Source organism: Microseira wollei NIES-4236, from assembly GCF_020521235.1.
In the GTDB taxonomy this organism is placed as follows: Bacteria; Cyanobacteriota; Cyanobacteriia; order Cyanobacteriales; family Aerosakkonemataceae; genus Microseira; species Microseira wollei.
Window position 1 is genome coordinate 46,241 of record NZ_BLAY01000007.1, and the last position, 24,050, is coordinate 70,290.

The following is a 24,050-nucleotide window of genomic DNA, read 5'->3' on the forward strand; positions in this document are numbered from 1 at the left end:
TGATCGCATTACTTTAAATTATGGGAGGACGAGCTTGTATTTGAGGCATCCGAATCACCGTTTCTCTAGTGGTGACATCCTCCCGACGCTGATGACGTAAAGGCTATTTATTGCCAAATAGCAAAAGATTGCTTGTTGCCCTATTTGTTAAGTTTTATTTAATTTGATTTATAGTTTGACATCGCCAGATATAATTTAATCATTTAAAAGCCGCGGAAGCACAGCGCCTAGCTGAGACGGTTTTCCCATAAAACCAATAACAACTGGGGATTGGATATGACGAGCAATTTAGCACAGCCCGAAGTGACGCCGAGCAGATATGTTACGTGCAATCTTTGCGGCAGCGATGATTATACAGTTTTGTTTGAGTCTGGGGTTGCCCAAACTAATCAAATAGTCAAATGTAACTGCTGCGGTTTGATGTATGCTAACCCCAGAGCGCAGGAGCCAGATTGCGTACTAATAGAACAGTACGATCCAGACTTTGTTCTCTCTACCATTCGCGGTAAATATAGCTGGAGGAATGAAAAAGAAGCACTCCAGGTTAGAGATTACGAAACAACAAAAGCTTATCTCAGAAAAAATTATCCTCAAAAAGGTCTCTTAGTTGAGGTGGGCAGCGGTTTGGGTTATTTATTAAAATTTTTTAAACAAGATGGGTGGGATGTGCTGGGAGTTGAACCCAATGTAGGCATGTGCAAATATGCCGAAAGAGAATTGGGTATAAAAGCTATCCCAACAATTCTAGAAAAAGCTGAACTACCCGATGAGTCAGCAGACGCGGTTTTAATGATGCACGTAATCGAACACGTACCCAATCCTTTGGAAACGCTGCAAGAAGTGTATCGCATCTTGAAACCCGGTGGAACCTTCGTTTTAGAAACGCCGCGTTACGATACGTTGATGTTCAAATTGTTGGGAAAAAGGGAAAGAAGTTTAAGCTGCGAGGGACATATCTACTTTTTTACCACCAACACGCTAAAAACAATGGCAAGTAAGGCAGGGTTTACAGTGGAAAAAGTCGATTATGTTGGGCGATCGCTTACAGTAAATAGGTTATTCTATAATTTGGGGGTGATCGGCAAGAGCCAGATTGTGAAGCGAGCGCTTGAATCGATATCCAAAAAGCTGAACTTAAATAAAGTTTGGCTCGAAATAAACCTGCGGGATATGCAGCGCTTTTATTTGAAGAAAGCCTAAATTTAACAGGACTTACGCAAATCACCTTTGTTTCTCGTCGTAAACAAACCGGGTTTCTTGATTTATACAGATAATCGTACTTGCCTAATTGCTTAACAAACACATAGTGAAAAAAATTCACTTGCTGCTACAAATCGCTGGCGCTGTTTCCCGTTTCACCAATAACCTCCTGATAAATTTTGACGAGATTTCTGGCTTTGCATTCCCATTCAAATTCTCTAGCTCGTTCGATAGCTTTTGCTGACATACTTTTTCGCAAATCTTCATTATTGACTAAAAGTTCGATTTTATTCGTTACTTCTTGCGTCAAATATTCCCTAGACAAAGGCTCAATTTTAAAACCCGTTTCCTCAGTAACATATTCAGCAATCCCGTCTCCAACTGAACCAACTACCTCACCACCAACTGAACCACCTACCTCATCTCCAACTGCACCACCTACCTCATCTCCAACTGCACCACCTACCTCACCACCAACTGACGAAACACCAGCAACTGACGAAACACCAACTAAAGATGTACCAGCGGCATCTTCCTCGCCTACACCGGGCACCACTGAACCTGCGCCGAAGCAATAAAAATGGGAAAGGGAATCAGCGCTCGCTCTCGTACATTGCGAAAAAAGTACAATCTAAGAATAGAGGCAAGTTTAATTATGTTTGAACGCATTACTTTAAATTATGGGAGGACGAGCTTGTATTCGAGGAATGCGAATCACCGTTTCTCTAGTGGTCAGTTTAGTTGCAAATGGCATGACTGTGGAGGAAATTTTAAAAGCTTATCCCTATTTAGAACCAGAAGATATTAAAGCGAGTTTGCAGTATGCTGCTTTTTTAGCTAATGACGAAGTTCGCCCCTTTGCCTCAATTATAGCATGAAATTTCAAGCTTATATGGGTGTTTCTCCCCAAACAGTTGAAATACTGCGTCAGAATGGATACGAGGCAGTTCACCTAATCGAAGAAGGATTGGAACGTCTAGAAGATTCTCTGATTTTAGAGAAAGCAAGACTTGAGGGGCGAATTGTTTTAACCTTCGATTTGGACTTTGGAGACTTATTAGCTGCCAGCGGGGATGCCTTGCCCAGTGTAATTATTTTTCGACAAGCAGAATACAACACCGAATTTTGTTTCGGCAAGACTGCTTCAAGTTTTAGCAGAATGCAGTCAAGATTTGGCAACTGGTGTAATTATAACCGTCCAGGATAATCGATATCGGTTGCGCCGACTGCCAATACAACCTCTGGAAAATTAATCAAGGGTGTTGACGACTCCCAGAAGTAGAAACTTGCTTTTTCCCATATTAACGCAAGTTGCTAGTTATAAACTTTGGCGTTGCTAATTGCTAATATAGGATTTTTACCAATCTCGCCATTAGCCATTAGCCATTAGCCGCTCCCAGAGAGATAACTAGCAACTTGAGTTATTATTAAATTTTATTTAAATTTGCGAAATTTTTAAATTAGCCAGATATAATTTCATCATTTAAAAGCAGCTCAAGCACAGCGCCTAGCTGAGACCGTTTTCCCATACAACCAAATTTGATATGACTAGCAATTTAGCACAGCCCGAAGTGACGCAGAGCAGATATGTTAAGTGCAATCTTTGCGGCAGCGATGATTATACAGTTTTGTTTGAGTCTGGGGTTGCTCAAATTAATCAAATAGTCAAATGTAACTGCTGCGGTTTGATGTATGCTAACCCCAGAGCGCAGGAGCCAGATTACCTAATAATAGAACAGTACGATCCAGACTTTGTTCTCTCTAGCGTCCGGAATATATTTAACCATAGGAATGAAAAAGAAGCACTCCAGGTTAGAGATCACGAAACAACCAAAGCTTATCTCAACAAACATTATCCTCAAAAAGGTCTCTTAGTAGAGGTGGGCAGCGGTTTGGGTTATTTATTAAAATTTTTTAAACAAGATGGGTGGGATGTGCTGGGAGTTGAACCCAATGTAGGCATGTGCAAATATGCCGAAATAGACTTGGGTATAAAAGCTATCCCAACAATTCTAGAAAAAGCTGAACTACCCGATGAGTCAGCAGACGCGGTTTTAATGATGCACGTAATCGAACACGTACCCAATCCTTTGGAGACGCTGCAAGAAGTGTATCGCATCTTGAAACCCGGTGGAACCTTCGTTTTAGAAACGCCGCGTTACGATACGTTGATGTTCAAATTGTTGGGAAAAAGGGAAAGAAATTTAAGTTGCGAGGGACATATTTACTTTTTTACCACCGACACGCTAAAAACAATGGCAAGTAAGGCAGGGTTTACAGTGGAAAAAGTCGATTATGTTGGGCGATCGCTTACAGTAAATAGGTTATTCTATAATTTGGGGGTGATCAGCAAGAGCCAGATTGTGAAGCGATCGCTTGAATCGATATCCAAAAAGCTGAACTTAAATAAAGTTTGGCTCGAAATAAACCTGCGGGATATGCAGCGCTTTTATTTGAAGAAAGATTAAATTTAACAGGACTTACGCAAATCACCTTTGTTTCTCGTTGTAAACAAACCGGGTTTCTTGATTTATACAGATAATCGTACTTGCCTAATTGCTTAACAAACACATAGTGAAAAAAATTCACTTGCTGCTACAAATCCCTTGAGCTGTTTCCCGTTTCACCAATAACCTCCTGATAAATTTTGACGAGATTTCTGGCTTTGCATTCCCATTCAAATTCTCTAGCTCGTTCGATAGCTTTTGCTGACATACTTTTTCGCAAATCTTCATTATTGACTAAAAGTTCGATTTTATTCGTTACTTCTTGCGTCAAATATTCCCTAGACAAAGGCTCAATTTTAAAACCCGTTTCCTCAGTAACATATTCAGCAATACCACCATTATTTGCAATAATACAAGGAAGTCCACAAGCCATGGCTTCTAAAACAACTGCTCCTCCAGATTCTCTCACAGAAGGAAAGCAAAAAATATCTGCTTCTCCATAGTATTTTATTGTTTCTTGATTGCTAACCCAGCCTACAATTTTTACGATATCTTCTAGAGACAAGTTTTTTACTTGTTGTTGCAATTTACTTTTTTCTGGGCCATCACCTACAACTATCAATTGAATTTTACTTTTGATTTCTGGCTTTAATTTGTTCACCGCTTCTATCGCGATCTCTGGACATTTAAAAGCGACCAATCTGCCAACAAAAATTAAAGTGATTTTTTCGCAATTTTTGGAATTTTGTTGAGATTTTTCCAAAAAATATTTGTCTACTCCATTTTCAGTCAATAAACTTAGTCTATTATCCTGTATGTTAAAAATCTTTTTCAATCTGTTTAAGGTGAAAGTTGAACCAACCAAAATTTTATCAGCGTTTGTGTAAGTTTTTATATACCCCGGTATAATAAATCTAGACAAATCCACTAAAAAACTTAAGTTTAAATATTTTTTGAGAGCGACTTCCTCAAACCAATCTGGAAAAGGAACACCACCATTGACTGGTCCTAAAACAAAACGAGTATTCTTACAAGCTTTGACAATTTTAACCGGATACCTAGTAGAAGTACCTGTAGGTATGGCATGAACTATATCATAATCTCCATTTATTACAGGTGTTTTAAACTTTTCATATACCAGGCGTTCAAATTCTTCATACATTAAATAAAAACAGCCAAGTTCTACTGGTCTCTTGATCGCTTCTCTAGGAATTTTTTCGGTTAATCTTGTATATAAACGATAATAGTTTTTAGTAAAATTGCTTTCGTTTATGTAAACAATATCCTGACAATATCCATGCTGTTCTAAAGCCGATCTATTACGTGAGTGAGTGACAAGGGTTATGTCTACAATTTTCTTAAGTTCCTTATAAATATTGAAGCACACTAAAGGAATCGATGACCAATCGGGATTGCACTGTTCTGCAATCAGCAAAACCTTCAGTTTTTTTTGAGACATATCCACCACCACAAAAATTCAACACTACATTAATGATGATTTTTGATTCATGGGATTAGCCACGCTGAACCAGATATAACCATGGATGAATTATAATTGCTGCCAGCTAATAGAGTTATTCTTATCTTATTATAGCAAGAGTTACCCATTTTGGGTAAACATCACAGGTATCGATATTCAAAAGGCTGAATTTAAATAAAGTTTGGATTGAAATCAAGGTGGGGGATATGCAGCGCGTTTATTTGAAAACAGCCTAAATCTGAGCGACCGGGTTTATGCTATTTCTAATTTTTTATTAGACAAATAATCGGACTTGCCTAATTGCTTAACGAAGGCATAATAATCTTGTATATAAGCTTCTATCTCTTCTCTAAATTTGTCATTTAAGAACTCGATCAATAAATATTTTGGTTTGTACTTGTTCAAGTCTAAACCTTTTAAAACATTGAGTTCGTAACCTTCTACATCTAAAGAGAAAAAGTCGATTTCCGTTACCTTTAATTCATCTAAAATAGAGGTCAGCGTTCTAGCAGGCACTTCAACTTCGTAGGGAGTAACGCCAAAAAACTCTTGTGCTTTTGTTAAATGCCCTGCTTCTACATAGGGATATTGAAAAGAACCTTTAACTAAAGACATCAGATGTCCGTAACTCATTTTAACGTGAGTTTGTGGATAATCGGCAGATACTAAAGCGCAGTTAAACACCTTGGAATTCGGACGTTCTAGAACGCATTCTCGATAAAGTTCGGGAATGGGTTCGATTAAAATTCCCGTCCAATTTTTCCAGCGTTCTAGGTAATAAGTATTGCTTTCGGAAAAGCCATCATTAGCGCCGACTTCAATAAAAAATCCCTGAGTGGGGAGATATTTTTCTAACTGTTTTTCCAGATTAGATTTAGCGGGTTTGGAGTAGCGATCGCTTCCCCAAAATTCAAACAAGCGGCGACGCCAGCGTTTCAAGGTTTGTTTTAATCTGTTGCGTTGGAACATTGCATCTATCTGGGGATAGATATACAGCGGCTTGCAGCCGCGTGAGGGAAAGCGTTATCGCTTTGTTTGTGTAGCGGCTGCCATTTTTGCTGCGCGCTTGACAAACAAACAAAGGTGTACCTCACAAAGAATGCAATCCGCTGTAAACCCGATTTCTACATCATACCAGGTTTCTAGTAATGTTGCGCTGGCTGTGCTAAAAAATTGACGATGGCATCTGCATCCAAAACCAGCATTTTTTTAGCTTGAGGACTGGCAATTTGGCCTTTTAAACACAAACTTAGCACCTGCATCTGTGGGTTTAGAATGGTTGGTGGTGGCTGAAGTTCCAACGCTTCATAACCGATGGAAGATCCCATTTGATGAACTGCTAGACCTAAAAATTTACCCAGACTGTGAATGACTATAATGCTATGTTTTGGATAAGACAAACCTTGGGAAAATAAAGCACCGAACCCTAGTAGATAAGCTAAATCTACTACCCATAAAACCTGCCCTCGCCAGTTACAAACCCCCATGACACTGGGGTGCATATCGGGAATGGGGGCGATGTGACTGGGGTCTAAACTTAGCACTTCAGCCAAGTTTGACCCAGGTAGCATGAATTGATTTTCATCTATTAGGGAGAAGCTGAGGAACTGCATGGTAGGAACATAGGTGGGATAAAATCATATCGCGAATATCAGTTGCTTGTAAAGTGGAACTTGGCAGCAAATTGGTTTGATGAGTAATGACTAGGGGACTAACATCTGGAGAACTGGGAATCCGACCGTGCGACCCTTTTACCAACGAAGCATCTAAGGGAATAATATCTAGCAAGGTGCGAAATCCAAACTGTTTTTTAAGTAATAAACTAGCGACTTTTAATGCAGGAAATCGAATAGCCGGATCGATAAACAACTCGGCTGGATCGTAACCTGGTTTGCGGTGGATATCTACAGTGCGAGCAAAGTCGGGTGCTTTTTTTTCCTCCAACCAATAATAATAGGTAAACCAAGCATTTGAGGCTGCAACTGTTACTAAATCCCCAGCGCGAGGATGATTTAAATGGTACGCTGCTTTTTCTTTTTCACCGAGTACTAATTCTACACCGGGTACGTTTTCCAGCAGTTGGCGCACGAGGGAAATTTTGTCTTTGTCGTTGACGTAAATGTGAGCAATTTGATGGTCGGCGACGGCGAAAGCAATACTTGCTCCTGCATCGAGTAATTCTCGCCCTAATTCTTCTCGCACGGTGAGATATCCATATTCTCGCAATACTCGGTTTAATGAAACTGGGCGACTAACGGGTGTGATGCCATATTCAGAAAGGACTATGACTTGCGCGCCGCGAGCGCAGTAAAATTGAATTAAGTCTTGGCAAATTTCATCGACTTGTTTTAAATCGGTTGCATTGGCTTTTTGATCGGTTCCCAAGCGCTGCAAGCAGTAATCTAAATGGGGAATATAAATTAACGTCAAAGTTGGGTTATGGAGTTCTTCGACAATTTTTGCAGATTGAGCAATCCAGGCACTAGAACGGATGGAAGTTTTTGGCCCCCAAAACTCGAATAAAGGAAAAGTACCCAAACGGTTTTGTAGTTGCGATCGCAAGTTGGCGGGTTGAGTATAAATATCGGGAATTTTGCGACCGTCGGCAGGATACATCGGTTTTGGCGTCACCGAAATATCCGCAGTTGAATACATATTGTACCACCAAAAAAGGTTAGCACAGGTAAAGTTTGGAGCGATTAATTTGGCAGTTTCCCAAATTTTAGGAGCCTGAACGAGTTGATTAGACTGTCGCCAAAACTTCACTTCACATTCGTCTTGGAAATACCAACCATTGCCGACAATTCCATGTCGATCGGGCGATTCTCCCGTCAAGTAAGTTGCTTGTACAGAACAAGTTACGGCAGGTAAAACCGGCTTAATTGAACTAACTTTACCTTGAGACGCCCAACGGGATAAAAATGGCATATGTTCCCCTAAAAGGCTGGGTGTTAGTCCTACAACATTGAGAACAACTGTTTTATGCCAGTCGGATTTAATGGCGGTATTTTTCATAATTTACAACCAGATTAATTTGAGTTTTACCGTCGGAGATAGTATGAGCTAAATTTATTCGCGATTTGTGTTTCAGTTCTTTTACCTTGAGTACGATGAGATATTCGTAAAACGCCTGCAAGGTACACCAAGTAAAACCAGCCGAACCATCCAAAAAACCTTTCAGCCCAAAATACATATAAAAGAAGCGAACTAACGGTCTAAAAGGAACGCGCAGGGACAGATTTTTGAGAGCGCGGCGTCTTTCTAATTCCGAACGACCAAAAAACAAATCTCGCCAATTAATTGTTCCCGATTATAACTGGATCTTGGTTTCAATTGCTTCATCGGTTGAGTAGCGGTTGTGCTTTTCAATCCAGCGACTAAACCCTTTGCTACAGGTATAATGGGGATAAGTTTCTTTGAGAAATCCGGTTGGCCCTAAACAAACTTCTCGTTCGGCGTGACCATAATCGGTAAACCAAACTTTGTCTTTACAAAATAGGCGCATTTGGTAACGGGGATATTGGGTGCTGTGACGAATCCAAGTCCCCATAAATAAGACTTGTTCGGCAACGTAATAACCAACGTATTTAGATGTTTTGATAGCTTCGAGACATTCAGCAAATAGCTTTTGTGTCATCCGTTCGTCGGCTTCTAAAATGTAAACCCATTCGTATTTAGTGGGGACATTTTGTAACATCCAAGTGCGTTGCTGTCCGTGACTTTCAAACTTGTGCTGTACAATGCGCACGGGGTAGCGACGGGCGATTTCGACAGTGCGATCGCTACTGTATGAATCCACTACAATGACATCATCAGATAGCATTGCCGATTCAATTGTATAGGCAATATCTAGTTCTTCGTTGTGGGTCAAAATGTAAATTGAGATCATGATAATCGTTTAACAAGCACCAACTTCTCGAATCACCACGTATATAGTTTGACAAATAATTGCCAAGTCGTACCAAAAACTCCACCGACGCTGATAGCGCAAGTCTAACTCGACTACTTTTTCAAAATCTTTCACCGTAGAACGACCTCTAACTTGCCATTCTCCAGTGATTCCCGGTTTAACATCTAAGCGTCGCCAATGATGCTTGCTATAATGTTCGACTTCATCTAAGGTGGGTGGGCGAGTTCCTACTAAACTCATTTCTCCCATTAGTACATTCCAAAATTGCGGTAGTTCATCCAAACTGGTGCGGCGTAAAAAACGTCCCAACCGGGTGACGCGCGGGTCATTACGATTCTTGAAAATTGGGCCATTTGCTTCATTTTGTACTAGGGATTGTAACTTTTCTGCCTTGACTATCATTGTGCGAAATTTGCTAATTTTAAACGGTTTTCCGTAAATAACGCAACGTTTTTGCGCGTACAAGATCGGGCCAGGATTATCTAAATAAATAGCAATTGCTATCGGGACGAAAACAACTGCCAAAATCACTAATCCGATTGTACTGCCTGCAATATCGAGTAGACGCTTAGAAACTGAATTAACTGAAGGATGAGTAGAGCCAACCCTGATAGATAAAGTGGTCATAGGTAATGGGTAATAGGTAATAGGTAATAGGTCATGAGAAAAAACAAATAACTAATGACCAATAACTAATAACTCCAGGACTTACGCAAACACCAAAGTTTCTATGAAAAATCGTCGCTTTGTCACCACAGATATACGCAGAAACAAAGGTGATAGGTCACCCAAGGTAGGGGCACGGCATCGAAGATATCTCGGATAGGCTAACTATATTATTGTTGCCGTGCCCCTACGCCCCATGACAAAATTAGACAAGTACAGCTTCTGGTTTGGGCCAACGATTTCTGACTTTACCAATAACAGCCATTTCGTGCATGAGACGGTCAAATCGTTCTGGAGTTAAAGATTGAGGACCATCTGATAAAGCTTTTGCCGGATTGGGATGAACCTCGATCATGAGAGAATCTGCACCAGCTGCGATCGCTGCAAATGCCATTGCAGGAACATACTCTGCTTTACCCGTGCCGTGACTGGGGTCAATTGCAATTGGTAAGTGAGTTAAACCTCGCAAAACCGGCACAACTGATAAATCTAAAGTATTGCGAGTATAGCGCTGATCAAAACTACGAATTCCGCGTTCGCAAAGAATCACATTTGGGTTACCAGCATCCAAAATATACTCAGCTGCCATCAACCATTCTTCAATCGTTGCAGACATTCCCCGCTTCAAAAAAATTGGCTTATCTTGCGCGCCAACTTTTTTAAGTAAAGGGAAGTTTTGCATATTGCGAGCGCCGACTTGTATTATATCAGCAACCTCGGCTACTTTACTCAGATCCGCCGTGTCCATTACTTCTGTAATAATGCCCAATCCGGTTGCTTTTCTCGCCGCTGCTAACAACCCTAAAGCACTTTCGCCATATCCTTGAAACGCATAAGGAGATGTGCGAGGTTTATAAGCACCACCGCGGAGAAATTTTGCGCCTGCTGCTTTAACTCGCCGCGCTGTTTCTACAATCATTTCTTCATTTTCCACCGAGCAAGGGCCAGCAATTACTACTAATGGATGTTCTTCGCCAAAGTGTACAGTTCCAGATGGTGTAGAGACAGCAACTTCGCTCGGTTGTCCGTGACGAAATTCGCGACTAACTCGTTTGAAAGGTTGTTCTACTCTTAATACTTGCTCGATCCAAGGACTAATATTTTGAATTTGCAGCGGATCGAGAGTCGCAGTCTCGCCAATCAAACCAATGACAATTTTATGCCGTCCAACGCTTTTTTCTGTTGTAACTTGCCAAGTCTCTTGTAACTCTTGCCGAATCCGATTAATTTCCTGTTCCGGCGTGCTGCTTTTAATCACTACAATCATGGTTACGTTCCTCGCGTGTTGTGAATGGCTAATGGCTAATGGCTAATGGCTAATTGCTAATTGGCAGTTCAATTAACTATTAGCAATTAGCAATTAACTAATGAAGAAATTGGGCTAATTGTTCCAACTTTTTCCAAGCTGCTCCGCTTTGCAGGATGTCTTTAGCGATTGAAATGCCTTGAGTCAATTCTGCGATCGCTTCGCCGACGTACAATGCTAAAGCGGCGTTTAAAGCCACTACATCCTGTTGCGATCGCGTGCCTTTTCCTTGTAAAACTGCTTTGAGAATTGCGGCATTTTCCCCCACATCTCCACCCCGCAATTCCCCTGTGGGTGCAGCCTTCAAACCGAGTTCTTCGGGATTAATTGCCATCAAGCGCACCTGTCGATCTTCCACGATAGCCAAATCGGTTAAATCGGCTAATCCAGCCTCGTCTAACTTCTCGCGTCCGTGCAATACAATCCCTTTTCTTGTACCCAATTGACATAAAGATTGGGCGATTGGTTGCATTAGATTGGGGTCGCATACACCGATTATCTGCCCAGTTGGTTGCATGGGATTGAGCAGGGGGCCTAAAAGGTTAAAAATGGTGCGAATTTTGAGAGTTTTTCGCAAAGATGCTACCACTTTAAACGCTGGATGCCAACCGGGTGCAAATAGAAATGTAATGCCAACTTCATCAACGGCTGCTTGAATTTTTTCCGGGTTGGCATTAAGATTAATTCCCACTGCTTCTAAAACATCCGCCGATCCAGCTTTACCAGATGCCGAACGATTGCCGTGTTTCGCAACTTTTACTCCTGCTGCTGCGGCTACAAACGCAACTGCTGTGGAAATATTGAAAGTTGAAGCGCCATCGCCGCCAGTTCCGCAAGTGTCAATCAACTTTGGCTCGTTCCCTGGCTCCTGCCTGGGAAGGCAGATTTTTGATTTTGGATTGGGAATTGGTGATGGAATTAAAGATTGCGATCGCAATACTTGAACCATGCCGACTAATTCGTCTGCGGACACTCCTTTGGCTTGAATTGCTGCTAAGATTGCGCCCGATAAAACGGGGGGAATTGCTTCGTTTAGCCAACCTTGCATCAACTCGGCAGATTGAGCGACTGAAAGCGATCGCTTATCGAGCAGTTGTTGCAATAGAACGGGCCAATTTGCGGAATATTCTGCTAACTTTAAACCGTTAACAGCTTGAGTAACAGCTATCATCCTGGAAAATTAGTAATGGGTAAAATCAAACAACAATTAGCAATTAGCAATTAGCCATTAGCAATGACTAATAACTCAAAAATTTGGCAACGGTTTGCACGTCTTTGTCACCGCGCCCGGAACAATTAATGACAATTCGGGGACTGTTGGTGAGTTGGGGAGAAAGGGTTTCTAGGTATGCGATCGCATGAGCAGTTTCGAGTGCCGGAATTATCCCTTCTAACCTTGAAAGCAGTTGAAATGCCTCTAAAGCTTGCCTATCTGTCACGCTGTAATATTCTGCCCGTTCGGTTTCTTTTAAATAACTATGCTCGGGGCCAACACCAGGATAATCCAATCCCGCACTAATTGAATGCGCTTCGATTACCTGACCATCGTCATCTTGCAATAAGTAACTCATCGCACCGTGCAACACGCCAATTCGTCCCCGCGTTAGGGTTGCTGCGTGCTTTTCCGAGTCAATTCCTTCGCCCGCTGCTTCAATTCCAATTAAGCGCACCGATGGTTCATCAACAAACTCGTGAAACAGTCCGATTGCATTAGAACCACCACCCACACAAGCGAGCAAAATATTAGGTAAACCGCCCCATTTTTCCTGACATTGCGTGCGAGTTTCTTGTCCAATTACGGCGTGAAAATCCCGTACCATCATCGGATAAGGATGAGGCCCCGCAACCGAACCTAGAATATAGTGAGTGGTTTCTACATTCGTTACCCAGTCCCGAATTGCTTCGGAAGTGGCATCTTTTAAGGTTCCGGTTCCTGCTTCTACGGGACGAACTTCTGCTCCCATTAATTTCATCCGAAATACATTGAGCGCTTGTCTTTCCATGTCGTGGACGCCCATGTAAATTACGCATTCTAAACCAAATCGAGCGCATACTGTAGCCGTCGCTACGCCGTGTTGTCCGGCTCCGGTTTCGGCAATAATTCGCTGTTTACCCATGCGTTTTGCTAATAGTACTTGGGCTAAAGCGTTGTTTATTTTATGCGCGCCTGTATGGTTTAAGTCTTCGCGTTTGAGGTAAATTTGCGGCCCGCTGCCATCGGGTTTGGCATAGCGTGCAGTTAAGCGCTCGGCGAAGTATAAAGGGCTGGGTCTTCCTACATAATCTCGCATTAAGTTTTGCAATTCATATTGGAATATTGGGTCGTTGCGATATTGGTAAAAGGCGGTTTCTAGTTCGCTTAATGCAGGCATTAATGTTTCGGGAACGTATTTGCCTCCGAACTTGCCAAATCGTCCTAAGTTGTCTGGTCGGACTGGGATGCTGGATGAGGCTAGAGTGAATAATTCTTTTTGATTGAACACGGGTGGAAGTCTCCTTTTTTTTAATGAACCACAGAGACGCAGAGGACGCAGAGGAAGAGAAGAAAGAGGTGTGGTTTCTAGACTCAGATTTTGCACCTGCTGTTTTAGCCCGCCAGGGAATAAATTCCCTGGCTAATAGCTCAAGTCCTCTTAAGAGGACTGAAAACTTTCCCAGAGGCAGAGCCTCTATTCACTCGTTCCCAGGCTGAGCCTGGGAACGAGGATCTAGTGGGCTGCTGCCTCCGTGCAATTAAGTTTTAAGGTGTGAGTAGGGGTGAGAGTAGTTGTTGAGGTGCGATCGCATGTTTTAATTCGCGACAAAGTTGCCCGATTTTTTGCAGTCCTTGTTCGGGGGTATTTTGTGATAAATGTTTGACAAAAGCACTGCCGACAATGACTGCATCTGCACCCCAGTCTCTCACTTGACGCGCTTGTTCGGGTTGAGAAATGCCAAAACCGACACCGATGGGTTTGTTGGTGGTTTGTCGCATTTCTTGCAGGATGTCTTTTACTCTTGTTTGAAGTTGCGATCGCATTCCGGTTACTCCGGTGACGCTGACTAGGTAAATAAATCCAGAAGATAAGCGCGCGATCGCTTGAATGCGTTGTTTTGAGCTGGTAGGTGCTACGAGTAATATGACTTCAATTCCCAAATCAGCAGCGTTTTTTAACAGTTCTCCTGCTTCTTCTACGGGTAAGTCAGGTACTACTAAACCCTTAATTCCGGCAATTGCAATTATGGCTAAAAATTGCTTGATGCCTTGATTCAAAATCTGGTTGTAATAAGTAAATAAAATTAGCGGTGCTTTCAAAGTTGGGCTAACAGTTTGAACGACTTCTAAAACCTGTTCTAATCTAGTTCCCCGTTGTAAAGCTTTTGTCGCTGCTGCTTGAATTACCGGGCCATCTGCGAGCGGATCTGAATAGGGCACGCCCAATTCAATTAAATCGGCACCATTCGCATCTAAAATCCGTAAAGCTTCTGCGGTTGTTTCCAAGTCAGGATCGCCTGCGGTGATGAAAGGAATTAAGGCACACTGACGTTTAGTGCGTAAAGATTCAAAGCACTTAGAGATAGTATTCATCTGGATGGTAATGGGTAATTGGTAATGGGTAATTGGTTAAGTGTATAAAACAATCTTGCCCCGCACGCCTTCGCCGCCCTGCTCGAATTTTTTATGAGCTTCAGCAATTTGATTCAGTGGAAAACTCATGCCAATAACTGGCTTAATTTGACCCCGTTCAATCAGCATTCTCAGGGCATCAAGTTTAGGGCGGGTGCGGTCTAAATGGACAAAATGAACCGTGATGTTTTTCCCAATGGCTAAGTTCAAATTTCCTGCTACCCCGGTGACGGTGACAGCTTGACCGTTCTGTTTAACTACCATCAAGCTGCGGGCTAAAATTTCACCGCCAACGGTAGTCAAACAAACGTCAACGCCTTCACCATTTGTTTGATTGAGAATGATGTCAGCAAAGTTTTCGTTGCGGTAGTCAATTGCTCTGTCTGCACCGATGGATTTTACTAGGTCGATGTCATAGCCGCCGCAGGTTGTATAAACATAAGCTCCTGCTGCTTTTGCTATTTGAATTGCGCAGGAACCAACCCCACCTGCACCGCCGTGAATTAGCACGGTTTGACCAACTTTAATATTTGCTCTGTCGATGAGTGCAGCCCAAGCCGTACCGCCTGCTACAGGTACGCTAGCTGCGTCTTGATGGGATAAGTTTGCCGGTTTTTTAGCAACAATTGATTCGTCGGCTGCGTGATATTCAGCGTTGCCACCGTTGCCTTCTAAAAGGGGTATGGCATAGTAAACTTCATCCCCTATTTTAAAGTCTTTTACGCTTTCACCGATGGCCTCAACAACTCCGGAAACGTCATAGCCGAGAATAGCAGGCAACTTGACTCTTGGCCCAAATATTCCTTGACGCACCCCACAGTCGGCGGGGTTAATTGAGGTGCCATAAACCTTGACTAAAATTTCGTTTTTAGCGGGTATTGGTTTATCGACCTCGCTTTCTGCAAAAACTTCTGGGCCTCCGAAGGCTGTGATGACCATCGCTTTCATGCAAATACCTGGGTATTTAATAAATTGGTTACAGCTTGTTCTAGGTTTGTTTGCTTGACTAAGGACTCGCCAATTAGAACAGCCCTGGCGCCCCATTCTGCTACCAAAGCTAGGTCAGCAGGTGTATGCAAACCAGATTCGCTGACAACTGTAATGCCCAAATCTTGGCATTGCGATCGCCTCGCTTGCATCAGTCTCTGGGTGGTTTTTAAATCCACGGTAAAATTGACCAAGTTCCGGTTATTAATTCCCACTAATTGCAAGTTGGGCAGTGTCAAAACTCGGTCGAATTCATCCAAGGTATGCACTTCTACTAAAGCAGTCATGCCCAATTCGCGGATAATTTGGGAAAATTCTAACAGTTCTCCATAGCAGAGAATACCCGCAATTAGTAACACCGCATCTGCGCCTGCTGCTCGTGCTAAATAAATTTGGTAAGGGTCAATAATAAATTCTTTGCACAGCAGTGGAAGGGAGACTTTTTGACGAATTGCCCGCAGATTTTCAAAACTGCCTTGGAAGAACTTTCGATCCGTTAGGACGGAGATACAAGCAGCACCACCTCGCTCGTAGGATTGCGAGATCGCAAGGGGGTCAAAGTCGGCTCGAATCACCCCTTTACTAGGCGACGCTTTTTTGACTTCTGCTATTAAGCTAGGTTTGCTTGGACTTTGCTGCAAAGCTGTTAAGAAATTGCGCGGTAAAGGCGGATCGTCTATCTGAAATTGCAGTTCTGAAGCCGGCATTAAGCTTTGCATTTGCGCGATTTCTTCTTGTTTGTGCAGCACAATTTCTTCAAGAATGTGGTGCGGTTTTGGGCGAGAATATAGCATAGTCACCGTTTGGGTTTGTATATGCAGTGCTTCGATCTTCTGGCAGGAAATTGGCAGATTTGGCGTAGGTGTGGATGACGTTGTTAATAATCGCCAACCCCACTTCTCCTGCTAAGGTCATGATTGATTCGGGGTGAAATTGAACGGCAACAATTGGCAGGCTTTTATGCTCGATGGCCATAATTACATCATCGTGGGAAATTGCCGTTACTTTTAATTCTTCGGGTAGATGTTCGGGCAGGGCATATAATGAATGGTATCTGCCAACTTCAAAAGATGGCGGTAAACCTGCAAACATTGCGGACTCTGGATCTTTGACGAAAACGCGCGATGATTTACCGTGTTGCGGGTAACTCAGAACGCCTAATTTACCCCCAAAAGCTTCTACAGTTCCTTGCAAACCCAAGCAAACTCCAAAAATAGGAATTTGACGATTTATGCAGGCGCGGACTGTTTCTTTTACGCGAAAATCGCTGGGTCTGCCGGGACCGGGAGATAAGACAACTAAGTCGGGACTTTCCTCATCAAAAACGGATTCGGGAAAGCCGTGTCGCAGCGTTGTAACAATCGCACCTGTCTGGCGAATATAGTTAGCTAAGGTATGAACAAACGAGTCTTCATAGTCAATTAATAAGACGCGCTTGTTGCGTCCTGGGGCAGCTTTTATCTTGTCATCTACCACGATGGGAGAAGTGGCGAAGCTTGCTTGTTGGGCGCGGTGAATGGTTTCAAACAGGGCGGCAGCTTTGGTTAAAGTTTCCCGTTCTTCTGCTTCTGGAATTGAGTCGTAAAGCACGGTAGCGCCGACTCTAACTTCTGCGATCGCATCTTTTAATCGTATCGTCCGCAAAATTAATCCGGTATTCAAATCGCCGTTAAATGTTAGCCTTCCCACTGCACCCCCATACCAGCGCCGGGGACTATTTTCGTGCTGTTCGATAAACTGCATCGCCGCCCGTTTTGGTGCCCCCGTTACTGTCACTGCCCAAGTATGGCTGAGAAACGCATCCAAGGCATCAAACTCAGGTCTTAATACGCCCTCAACGTGGTCTACTGTATGAATTAAGTGACTGTACAATTCAATTTGACGCCGCCCAATTACTTGTACCGATCCGGGTTCGCATATCCGCGATTTATCGTTGCGATCCACATCCGTACACATGGTTAATTCGCATTCATCTTTGCGCGAATTGAGCAATTCACGAATCCGATCCGCATCGTCAATCGCATCTTGTCCGCGCGCAATTGTGCCGCTGATCGGGCAAGTTTCTACGCGCCTCCCTTCAACGCGCACAAACATTTCTGGCGATGCGCCAATCAGAAATTCACCACCTAAATTAAAGATGAATCCGTAGGGACTGTGGTTAATTTGCTGTAGCGTTTGAAATAGTTTCGCTGGTGCTTCTTCGCAAGCTTCAAAAAAGTTTTGACTCGGAACAACTTCAAATAAATCGCCGCGCTTGAAGTATTCTAGTGCTGTTAAAACTTTGCTGGCATACTCGCCGGGAGTATGGTCGGATTTCTGCGTGGGGAATAAGTTCTCGCCTTTGTAATTAATGAAATCGCCGGAACGATCTAAACCGCTGGTGCTGCCGTAATGAGTTTCAAATTCATATTGATAGCGAAAAGCTCGCTGTTGATAGTAGTCTACTATCACCAATTCATCGGGGAGATACAATACTAAATCTCGCCAATCGGCGGCGCGTTCGCGTTGTTTAGGTATTGACTCAAACTGAAATACCAAGTCGTATCCAAAAGCACCGTATAAGCCTAAGTGTTCGTCCTCGATGCTGTAAAACGAATGTAGAAGATCCCGAATCACCGTAAAAACAGAAGGTTGCTTGCTGCGCTCTTCTTCTGTAAACGATCGCTCTGTGGGTTTGATAGATCCAGCGATCGCATTTGGCGTCACAGTAACATCTTGCAGTTGCGGTTGATCCTCTAAACGTTCGGCTAAATAAGGCAACATTACCTTGCCGCGATCGTTATGTGCCGTTATAGTAAAAGCATTCTCTTTCGTCGAAAGTTCTAGCGGTGGGTTAACAAACCCCATTGCCCATCTTTTATATCGTCCTGGGTATTCATAGCTACTTTTTAGCAACCCGCCGCGCTGCCAATTCAAGCATGACAAAATATCTTCAATCGCAGTGTCCATCAAAATTTCTACAATCGATCGCGTTACGCGAACACCACCAGAAGTTATGTAGGAATGTGACTCAAAAATCATGGGAATATTCTTCCTAACTGCTTGCCTTTAAAAATCTGACCTAAGCGAGATGCCAGCGGCACTAAGCTTTTATTACCCAGCCGATGAAGAATATCAAGCGGAAAGGTTCGGTGACGTTAGCTTGAGAAACGCTGCACCTTTCATAGAAGTTTACAAAAGCCAGAAGCTCAATAGCAATGAATTATCTTTTGATCTGCTTGTCAATTCTTTTGAAAATGTAGTTAAACATAAAATCGCGATGCTGCTAGCTCCCCGACTTCACAAGAGAAGTCGGGGAGCTACGTAGCTAAGTTTATTCATACCCACCTAGTTATTTTTATTTTTGCTACGCATTTATCGAGTTTTATATTTAACATAAAATTTCATATTTCCCCAAAAGCTTAATGCTTTTATAACCAGAGTGACCGGCTTTACAAAAAAAATCATCAGCCCTTAGATAGAAGTCCAGTTAAGACATTCAGATTAATCTTACTGGGTGGTGATTTAGTAAAAATGCTCGGCCAGAGTACAAATTACTATTAATATCAATTCCGTTTAAGTAGTTTAGTAAAATTTCTGGATCGTCCTGCGGGTCAATCCAAACTATGACTACAATTACGGAAGCGATATTAAACCCACAACACCGTTGATCCCTGCGATGACAGCAAATGAAGCAGCTTCCCAAGCTTTCTGTTACCAGAGCGTACCTAGCTTGTAACTAGGGACACGCTATTTGGGGCTTGTGAATTGTGAGGAAATCAAACAACCCAAAACTATCGGTTGCGGGTGCGCGAGGACTGGTGAAGCATCCTTGTTTTTACTAAAACCAGTCATCTTACCTGTTGTCTACCATACTCAGCGAGAGGAGAGACGGTGAAAAAAATTTTGGTGATAGAGGATAGTAAGCCATTCAGAAACCAGATTCTAAAACAGCTTGAATCTAAAGGTTTCTATACTATCGCGGCTGAAAACGGCTTTGATGGCATTAGACTCGCAAAAGAACAGTTACCGGATTTAGTAATTTGCGATATTTTAATGCCGGATCTTGATGGTTACAGCGTTCTGATTACGCTGCGCCAAAACCCGGATACGGCGATTATTCCCTTTATTTTTGTCACTGCCAAAGTAACCCGGAGTGACCTTCGTAAAGGGATGGTTTTGGGAGCAGATGACTATCTTACCAAGCCATTTACGCCTGAGGAATTAATCGCTTCCGTCACCACGCAGTTGGAAAAACAGGTAGCTTTGCAAGCTGCGATCGCAACTCGTTTAAACAAAGCCACCCAAAACCAACCAGCGGCGGATATTGCTTCCGCAGGTTCAATTCAAGCAGATAATAATGTCGAGTCAATTTTGCCCAATTGTCCCCAACTCGCTGAGGTTTTCCAGTTTATTGAAGCCAATTATCATCGATCGATTAACCTGTGCGATGTAGCCGAAGCCGTTGGTTATTCTCCCTCTTACTTGACTAATCTGGTGCGACAGCAAACCGGACACAGTTTATATCGCTGGATTGTCGAACGTCGCATGGCGGAGGCGCTTTCTTTGCTGCGAAAAACTGATATGGCAGTTAATCAAATTGCTACAGCGATTGGCTATAAGGATGCCTGCCATTTCAGCCGCCATTTTCGCCAAGTTCACGGCACAAGTCCCCAAGCTTGGAGAAACGCCAATCGCCCTGGAGAAAGTCAACCAAGAGCGAAAGAATTGACAAGGCGATCGCAAGATTATTCATTGCCAACGCCTTTGACCTGTTAGTAGACTCTAAAAAGTGGAAAGTCGATACTTGCAAAGCTTAAAAATCCTAGCTTTACAAGCATCAATTTTTCCACGAGTAGGGGCGGGTTTAACCAAATATTTTGTGGTTACAACTATTAGACCTCTCCAAAAAACAAACTCAAAGACTGCTCGTGTCGCCTATCCCACAAGAGTTTTTGCAGAAGTCTATTGGTTGGTAAAACCCGCCCCTACAGACGATTTTAATTCGTCTAAAAACCAGTATTTTGACCAAAACCAAAGCTAGGAGTTGAAGCAATGGTTACAGTCGCTCAACAGGGTGCTACCGATCGATACAAGCTGTTTGCGCTAACGCGCGATATTGCCCTGGTACGCCTAATTTATTTCTGATTTAAAGTTAGTGAGGTACAGCCCTTTGGCGCTTCGTTTGTGTAGCGGCACCGTTAACGGTGCCGCTACACAAACAAAGCCGTACCTCATAGGGCTGCTTTCCCGCTGTATTTCTGATTTATGAATTAGCTCTCCCCGCTTCAATCTGCAATTCTTTAATCGGAAATTTGAAAGGAAAATCTAGAATTACTCAAGGAAATGACTCAAAACTTTACTCAAAAAATCGCTTCCATTACCACCGACTCGCGTCAGGCATTAGATTTAACTACCTTCGAGTACCAAAGTCTTGACGAACAGAAACAGGAATCGGTTGCTAGTGCGATCGCAAAAATGTTAGAAAATTTGGGCATCGCCTACGCCTTTGGTGTCCCTGGGGGTGCGATGGCGTCCCTGTGGGGTGCGATGTCCAACAGCGACTTAGCAGTGATTCACTTTCGCCACGAAGGAGGAGCCGCGTTTGCCGCCGCCGAGGCGTACTTCGCCAGTGGTAGCCCGGTAGCAGTTTTTACCACCGCCGGCCCAGGCATCACCAATTCCCTCACCGGATTGTTTGCGGCGCGGGGTGAAGGGGCGAAAATTATTCTCCTCTCTGCTTGTACGTCAGCATCCCAGCGCGGCAGGTGGGCGATTCAAGAAACCAGCGCCTTCACGCTACCCAGTTCGGGAATTTTTACATCAGGAACGCTGTTTAATTTTGCCGCCATCGTCGAAAGCGCCGACCAATTACCGCAAATTTCGCGCAAACTCGCGCTTGGTTTGTCGCAACCCGGTGGTTTTATCGCCCATTTGAGCATTCCCACCGGAATTCAAACCACTACGCTCAATACCTCCTTACCAAAGGTAAGCGTTGCCGAAACTGGTTCCATTCCCAACGAAGAAACCATCGCCAAATGCGTGCAGTTGCTTTCTGAAGGGCGATTTGCAATTTGGGTAGGTTTCGGCGCGCGGGGTGCTGCAAACGAGATCCGCCAACTGGCAGAGAGAACGGGCGCGGCTGTGATGTGTTCCCCGCGCGGCAAGGGCATTTTTCCCGAAAATCATCCCCAATTTGTCGGCGTAACCGGACTCGGCGGACATGCTTCGGTGATGCAGTACCTGCGCGAACAGCCTCCGGTACGCACGTTGGTGCTGGGGACGCGACTGGGCGAACCGACTTCGTTTTGGAGTGAAGCAATGGTTCCCCCGCGCGGCTTCGTGCATGTGGATATCGACCCAGAAGTGCCGGGAGTCGCCTTCCCTCATGCTGAAACCTTCCCCGTGCAATCCGATGTGAAAGCGTTCTTGAAAGCGCTGCTCAAGCAATTTCCCAAACGTCCGGGTATAGCCGTATCTTTACCTAATCCAGAAATAGAGGTAGTTGCAAAAGATACAGCTAGCAAGTTAGTGCGTCCTGCCGTGCTGATGGATGCGATTCAACGAATAATCGTTGAAGGAAGCGATGCCTTAGTCTTAGCCGAGTCGGGGAATTCATTTACTTGGTCAACGCACATGTTGCAGTTTACACAACCAAATCGTTACCGCGTCAGCACCGGCGTCGGGTCGATGGGTCATACCGTCACGGGTGTGGTAGGCGCGGCAATTGCCCGCGAAGGCAAAGCCGTCGCCATTGTCGGCGATGGGTCGATGCTGATGAACAACGAAATCAGCACGGCGGTGAAATACCGAGTTCCTGCGGTTTGGGTTGTACTGAACGACGCTCGGTATAATATGTGTCACCAAGGCATGGCAATGTTAGGGATGACAGGTGCGGATGCCTTGTTGCCGGAGACAGATTTTGTAGCGATCGCGCGGGGAATGGGTGCAGACGGAATCCGCGTGGAAAGCGAATCCGAGATAGAAGCGGCGTTGGAATGTGCGATCGCATCAACTGGTCCGTTCGTCATCGATGTCATCATTGACCCCAATTGTCCCGCCCCCTCCCAAGGACGCAACAAGAGTTTGCTAGTTGCACAAGGCGTCAAATCCAATTGTGCCAAACAAATTTCATTCCCATTAGTAGATAGCTAATAGCTAATGGTTAATAGCTAATGGCTAATGGCTAATGGCTAATGGCTAATGGCTAATGGCTAATGGCTAATGGCTAATGGCTAATGGCTAATGGCTAATGGCTAATGGCTAATGGCTAATGGCTAATGGCTAATGGCTAATGGCTAATCGTCAAAAAACAATCACCAAATAGCAATGAGCAATGAGCAATGAGCAATGAGCAATGAGCAATTAGCAATTAGCAATTACCAAAACGGAGTGCTACGTGAACCTGTTTGAATCGACTCAAAAAATGGGTCATGAGCAAGTACTTTTTTGCCATGACAACAAGACAAATCTCAGGGCAATAATTGCCATTCACGACGCCGGATTAGGAGCGGCAATGGGTGCAACGCGCTTATGGCCTTATGCCAGCGAAGAAGAAGCTTTAAAAGACGCCCTGCGCCTCAGTCGCGGCATGACTTACAAAGCAGCTTGTGCGGGCATTCCCGTCGGTGGCGGAAAAGCAGTCATTATCGCCAAACCAGAACATAAAACCGACGAAATGCTAGAAGCTTACGGGCGGTTTGTCGATAGCCTCAACGGACGTTTCATCACCGGACAAGATGTAAATCTTTGCCCAGAAGACGTTCGCACAATTCGCCGGGGAACCCGTCACGTTGTCGGCGTATCCGAACAAGCCGGAGGGCCAGCCGTTACCACCGCTTTAGGAGTTTTTCTGGGCATCAAAGCCGCCGTAGAGTTTCGCTTGCCCAACAAAGAATTGAACCAAATTAGAGTAGCGGTTCAAGGCGCTGGAAATGTCGGGAAAAACCTTTGCCAGCTTTTGCATCAAGCTGGAGTAGAAATTTTTGTCACCGACTTAAGCCGGGAAAGAACAGAGGAAATTAAACAACTTTATGGAGCAACAATTGTACAACCGGAGGAAATTTACTCCTTAGATGTAGATGTTTTTGCCCCCTGTGCTTTAGGAGGAGTTATTAACTGCACAACTCTGCTTTTGCTCAAAGCTCCAATTATCGCAGGTTGTGCCAATAACCAGCTAGAAGACGAGGTGTTACACAGCACAATTGTGGAATCAAAGGAAATCCTTTATTGCCCAGACTATGTAATCAACGCTGGCGGTTTAATTAATGTTTACGGCGAAATGATTGGAGCAAATGACGAAGAAATTATCGATGGCGTTAGTAGGATTTACGATACGCTGTTTGAGATTTTTTTCAAATCAAAACGAGAAAATATCACCACTCATGAGGCTTCTAAACGTTTAGCTGAAGACCGCATTATGAAAGCAAAAAATCAAAAAATGTTGGCTAAAACTGCGTGAGGAACTA

General features: G+C 43.7%; 22 protein-coding genes and 1 pseudogene. 9 read left to right on the forward strand and 14 right to left on the reverse strand.

Features of this window, described 5'->3' with window-relative positions; translation table 11 throughout:
• Nucleotides 1–276 precede the first annotated feature (276 nt).
• Entirely contained in the window at nt 277–1,200 is a 924-nt protein-coding gene (locus MiSe_RS03810) for a class I SAM-dependent methyltransferase (protein ID WP_226574999.1), read from the forward strand.
• Nucleotides 1,201–1,327: 127 nt separating this feature from the next.
• On the opposite strand, the gene MiSe_RS03815 is transcribed toward MiSe_RS03810, so the two are convergent.
• Nucleotides 1,328–1,753, reverse strand: a complete 426-nt coding sequence (locus MiSe_RS03815) for a glycosyltransferase (RefSeq protein ID WP_226575001.1) — start codon at nt 1,751–1,753, stop codon at nt 1,328–1,330.
• Between the two features lie 127 nt (nt 1,754–1,880).
• On the opposite strand from MiSe_RS03815, the gene MiSe_RS03820 reads away from it, so the two are divergent.
• The 3 genes from MiSe_RS03820 (at nt 1,881) to MiSe_RS03830 (ending at nt 3,668) form a co-directional block, all read left to right on the forward strand.
• Nucleotides 1,881–2,078 carry a DUF433 domain-containing protein gene (locus tag MiSe_RS03820; RefSeq protein ID WP_307731169.1) on the forward strand — a complete coding sequence of 66 codons (198 nt, stop codon included), beginning with the start codon at nt 1,881–1,883 and terminating at the stop codon, nt 2,076–2,078.
• A complete protein-coding gene (locus MiSe_RS03825; protein WP_226575004.1) occupies nt 2,075–2,407 on the forward strand; it encodes a DUF5615 family PIN-like protein in 333 nt (110 codons plus the stop codon). Before MiSe_RS03820 ends, MiSe_RS03825 begins: the two co-directional genes overlap by 4 nt.
• Before the next feature lie 337 nt (nt 2,408–2,744).
• Nucleotides 2,745–3,668, forward strand: coding sequence for a class I SAM-dependent methyltransferase (locus MiSe_RS03830; RefSeq protein WP_226575006.1), 924 nt, complete (start codon nt 2,745–2,747; stop codon nt 3,666–3,668).
• A gap of 127 nt (nt 3,669–3,795) precedes the next feature.
• Here the strand turns inward: MiSe_RS03830 and MiSe_RS03835 are convergent, their stop codons facing one another.
• The 13 genes and pseudogenes from MiSe_RS03835 to MiSe_RS03895 all read right to left on the reverse strand — a co-directional run bounded on the left by MiSe_RS03835 (nt 3,796) and on the right by MiSe_RS03895 (nt 18,624).
• Entirely contained in the window at nt 3,796–5,106 is a 1,311-nt protein-coding gene (locus tag MiSe_RS03835; RefSeq protein ID WP_226575007.1) for a glycosyltransferase family 4 protein, read from the reverse strand.
• A gap of 273 nt (nt 5,107–5,379) precedes the next feature.
• A complete protein-coding gene (locus tag MiSe_RS03840; RefSeq protein ID WP_226575009.1) occupies nt 5,380–6,096 on the reverse strand; it encodes an FkbM family methyltransferase in 717 nt (238 codons plus the stop codon).
• A gap of 173 nt (nt 6,097–6,269) precedes the next feature.
• Entirely contained in the window at nt 6,270–6,698 is a 429-nt protein-coding gene (locus tag MiSe_RS03845) for a chemotaxis protein CheW (RefSeq protein WP_264196319.1), read from the reverse strand.
• Nucleotides 6,699–6,708: 10 nt separating this feature from the next.
• The gene (locus tag MiSe_RS03850; protein ID WP_226575013.1) at nt 6,709–8,142 is read right to left on the reverse strand and encodes an alkaline phosphatase family protein; all 1,434 of its coding nucleotides are present in this window, start codon (nt 8,140–8,142) and stop codon (nt 6,709–6,711) included.
• Nucleotides 8,123–9,016 (reverse strand): annotated as a pseudogene (locus MiSe_RS03855) (glycosyltransferase family 2 protein). The gene MiSe_RS03850 and the pseudogene MiSe_RS03855 overlap by 20 nt, the downstream one beginning before the upstream one ends.
• A gap of 9 nt (nt 9,017–9,025) precedes the next feature.
• Entirely contained in the window at nt 9,026–9,664 is a 639-nt protein-coding gene (locus tag MiSe_RS03860) for a sugar transferase (protein ID WP_226575019.1), read from the reverse strand.
• Between the two features lie 244 nt (nt 9,665–9,908).
• Entirely contained in the window at nt 9,909–10,970 is a 1,062-nt protein-coding gene (aroF, locus tag MiSe_RS03865; protein ID WP_226575020.1) for a 3-deoxy-7-phosphoheptulonate synthase, read from the reverse strand.
• Between the two features lie 97 nt (nt 10,971–11,067).
• Nucleotides 11,068–12,180 carry an anthranilate phosphoribosyltransferase gene (trpD, locus tag MiSe_RS03870; protein ID WP_226575022.1) on the reverse strand — a complete coding sequence of 371 codons (1,113 nt, stop codon included), beginning with the start codon at nt 12,178–12,180 and terminating at the stop codon, nt 11,068–11,070.
• Nucleotides 12,181–12,247: 67 nt separating this feature from the next.
• Complete coding sequence (gene trpB / locus MiSe_RS03875) at nt 12,248–13,492, reverse strand: tryptophan synthase subunit beta (protein ID WP_226575024.1); 1,245 nt, start codon at nt 13,490–13,492, stop codon at nt 12,248–12,250.
• 257 nt (nt 13,493–13,749) lie between these two features.
• Nucleotides 13,750–14,577, reverse strand: coding sequence for a tryptophan synthase subunit alpha (trpA, locus tag MiSe_RS03880; protein WP_226575025.1), 828 nt, complete (start codon nt 14,575–14,577; stop codon nt 13,750–13,752).
• Between the two features lie 36 nt (nt 14,578–14,613).
• Nucleotides 14,614–15,564, reverse strand: a complete 951-nt coding sequence (locus MiSe_RS03885) for a zinc-dependent alcohol dehydrogenase family protein (RefSeq protein WP_226575027.1) — start codon at nt 15,562–15,564, stop codon at nt 14,614–14,616.
• The gene (gene trpC, locus MiSe_RS03890; protein ID WP_264196320.1) at nt 15,561–16,397 is read right to left on the reverse strand and encodes an indole-3-glycerol phosphate synthase TrpC; all 837 of its coding nucleotides are present in this window, start codon (nt 16,395–16,397) and stop codon (nt 15,561–15,563) included. The genes MiSe_RS03885 and trpC overlap by 4 nt, the downstream gene beginning before the upstream one ends.
• On the reverse strand, nt 16,360–18,624 hold the full coding sequence (locus MiSe_RS03895) for an anthranilate synthase (protein WP_226575029.1): 2,265 nt from the start codon (nt 18,622–18,624) through the stop codon (nt 16,360–16,362). Before MiSe_RS03895 ends, trpC begins: the two co-directional genes overlap by 38 nt.
• A 49-nt stretch (nt 18,625–18,673) precedes the next feature.
• Here MiSe_RS03895 and MiSe_RS03900 point away from each other — a divergent pair, with 49 nt between their 5' ends.
• From MiSe_RS03900 to scyB, 5 genes are all read left to right on the forward strand, one after another.
• Nucleotides 18,674–18,910, forward strand: a complete 237-nt coding sequence (locus MiSe_RS03900) for a hypothetical protein (protein ID WP_226575030.1) — start codon at nt 18,674–18,676, stop codon at nt 18,908–18,910.
• Between the two features lie 566 nt (nt 18,911–19,476).
• Entirely contained in the window at nt 19,477–20,361 is an 885-nt protein-coding gene (locus MiSe_RS03905) for a response regulator transcription factor (RefSeq protein WP_226575032.1), read from the forward strand.
• A 13-nt stretch (nt 20,362–20,374) separates the two neighbouring features.
• The gene (locus tag MiSe_RS03910; RefSeq protein WP_226575034.1) at nt 20,375–20,626 is read left to right on the forward strand and encodes a hypothetical protein; all 252 of its coding nucleotides are present in this window, start codon (nt 20,375–20,377) and stop codon (nt 20,624–20,626) included.
• A gap of 302 nt (nt 20,627–20,928) precedes the next feature.
• On the forward strand, nt 20,929–22,737 hold the full coding sequence (gene scyA / locus MiSe_RS03915; RefSeq protein WP_226575036.1) for a scytonemin biosynthesis protein ScyA: 1,809 nt from the start codon (nt 20,929–20,931) through the stop codon (nt 22,735–22,737).
• A 244-nt stretch (nt 22,738–22,981) separates the two neighbouring features.
• A complete protein-coding gene (scyB, locus tag MiSe_RS03920; protein ID WP_226575038.1) occupies nt 22,982–24,043 on the forward strand; it encodes a tryptophan dehydrogenase ScyB in 1,062 nt (353 codons plus the stop codon).
• Nucleotides 24,044–24,050 lie beyond the last annotated feature (7 nt).

Bases quoted from the DNA above. Each gene is read 5' to 3' on its own strand.
- MiSe_RS03810 (WP_226574999.1), top strand. From the start codon at position 277: ATGACGAGCAATTTAGCACAGCCCGAAGTGACGCCGAGCAGATATGTT.
- MiSe_RS03820 (WP_307731169.1), top strand. From the start codon at position 1,881: ATGGGAGGACGAGCTTGTATTCGAGGAATGCGAATCACCGTTTCTCTA.
- MiSe_RS03825 (WP_226575004.1), top strand. From the start codon at position 2,075: ATGAAATTTCAAGCTTATATGGGTGTTTCTCCCCAAACAGTTGAAATA.
- MiSe_RS03830 (WP_226575006.1), top strand. From the start codon at position 2,745: ATGACTAGCAATTTAGCACAGCCCGAAGTGACGCAGAGCAGATATGTT.
- MiSe_RS03835 (WP_226575007.1), bottom strand. From the start codon at position 5,106: ATGTCTCAAAAAAAACTGAAGGTTTTGCTGATTGCAGAACAGTGCAAT.
- MiSe_RS03840 (WP_226575009.1), bottom strand. From the start codon at position 6,096: ATGTTCCAACGCAACAGATTAAAACAAACCTTGAAACGCTGGCGTCGC.
- MiSe_RS03845 (WP_264196319.1), bottom strand. From the start codon at position 6,698: ATGCTACCTGGGTCAAACTTGGCTGAAGTGCTAAGTTTAGACCCCAGT.
- MiSe_RS03850 (WP_226575013.1), bottom strand. From the start codon at position 8,142: ATGAAAAATACCGCCATTAAATCCGACTGGCATAAAACAGTTGTTCTC.
- MiSe_RS03860 (WP_226575019.1), bottom strand. From the start codon at position 9,664: ATGACCACTTTATCTATCAGGGTTGGCTCTACTCATCCTTCAGTTAAT.
- aroF (WP_226575020.1), bottom strand. From the start codon at position 10,970: ATGATTGTAGTGATTAAAAGCAGCACGCCGGAACAGGAAATTAATCGG.
- trpD (WP_226575022.1), bottom strand. From the start codon at position 12,180: ATGATAGCTGTTACTCAAGCTGTTAACGGTTTAAAGTTAGCAGAATAT.
- trpA (WP_226575025.1), bottom strand. From the start codon at position 14,577: ATGAATACTATCTCTAAGTGCTTTGAATCTTTACGCACTAAACGTCAG.
- MiSe_RS03885 (WP_226575027.1), bottom strand. From the start codon at position 15,564: ATGAAAGCGATGGTCATCACAGCCTTCGGAGGCCCAGAAGTTTTTGCA.
- trpC (WP_264196320.1), bottom strand. From the start codon at position 16,397: ATGCTATATTCTCGCCCAAAACCGCACCACATTCTTGAAGAAATTGTG.
- MiSe_RS03895 (WP_226575029.1), bottom strand. From the start codon at position 18,624: ATGATTTTTGAGTCACATTCCTACATAACTTCTGGTGGTGTTCGCGTA.
- MiSe_RS03900 (WP_226575030.1), top strand. From the start codon at position 18,674: ATGCCAGCGGCACTAAGCTTTTATTACCCAGCCGATGAAGAATATCAA.
- scyA (WP_226575036.1), top strand. From the start codon at position 20,929: ATGACTCAAAACTTTACTCAAAAAATCGCTTCCATTACCACCGACTCG.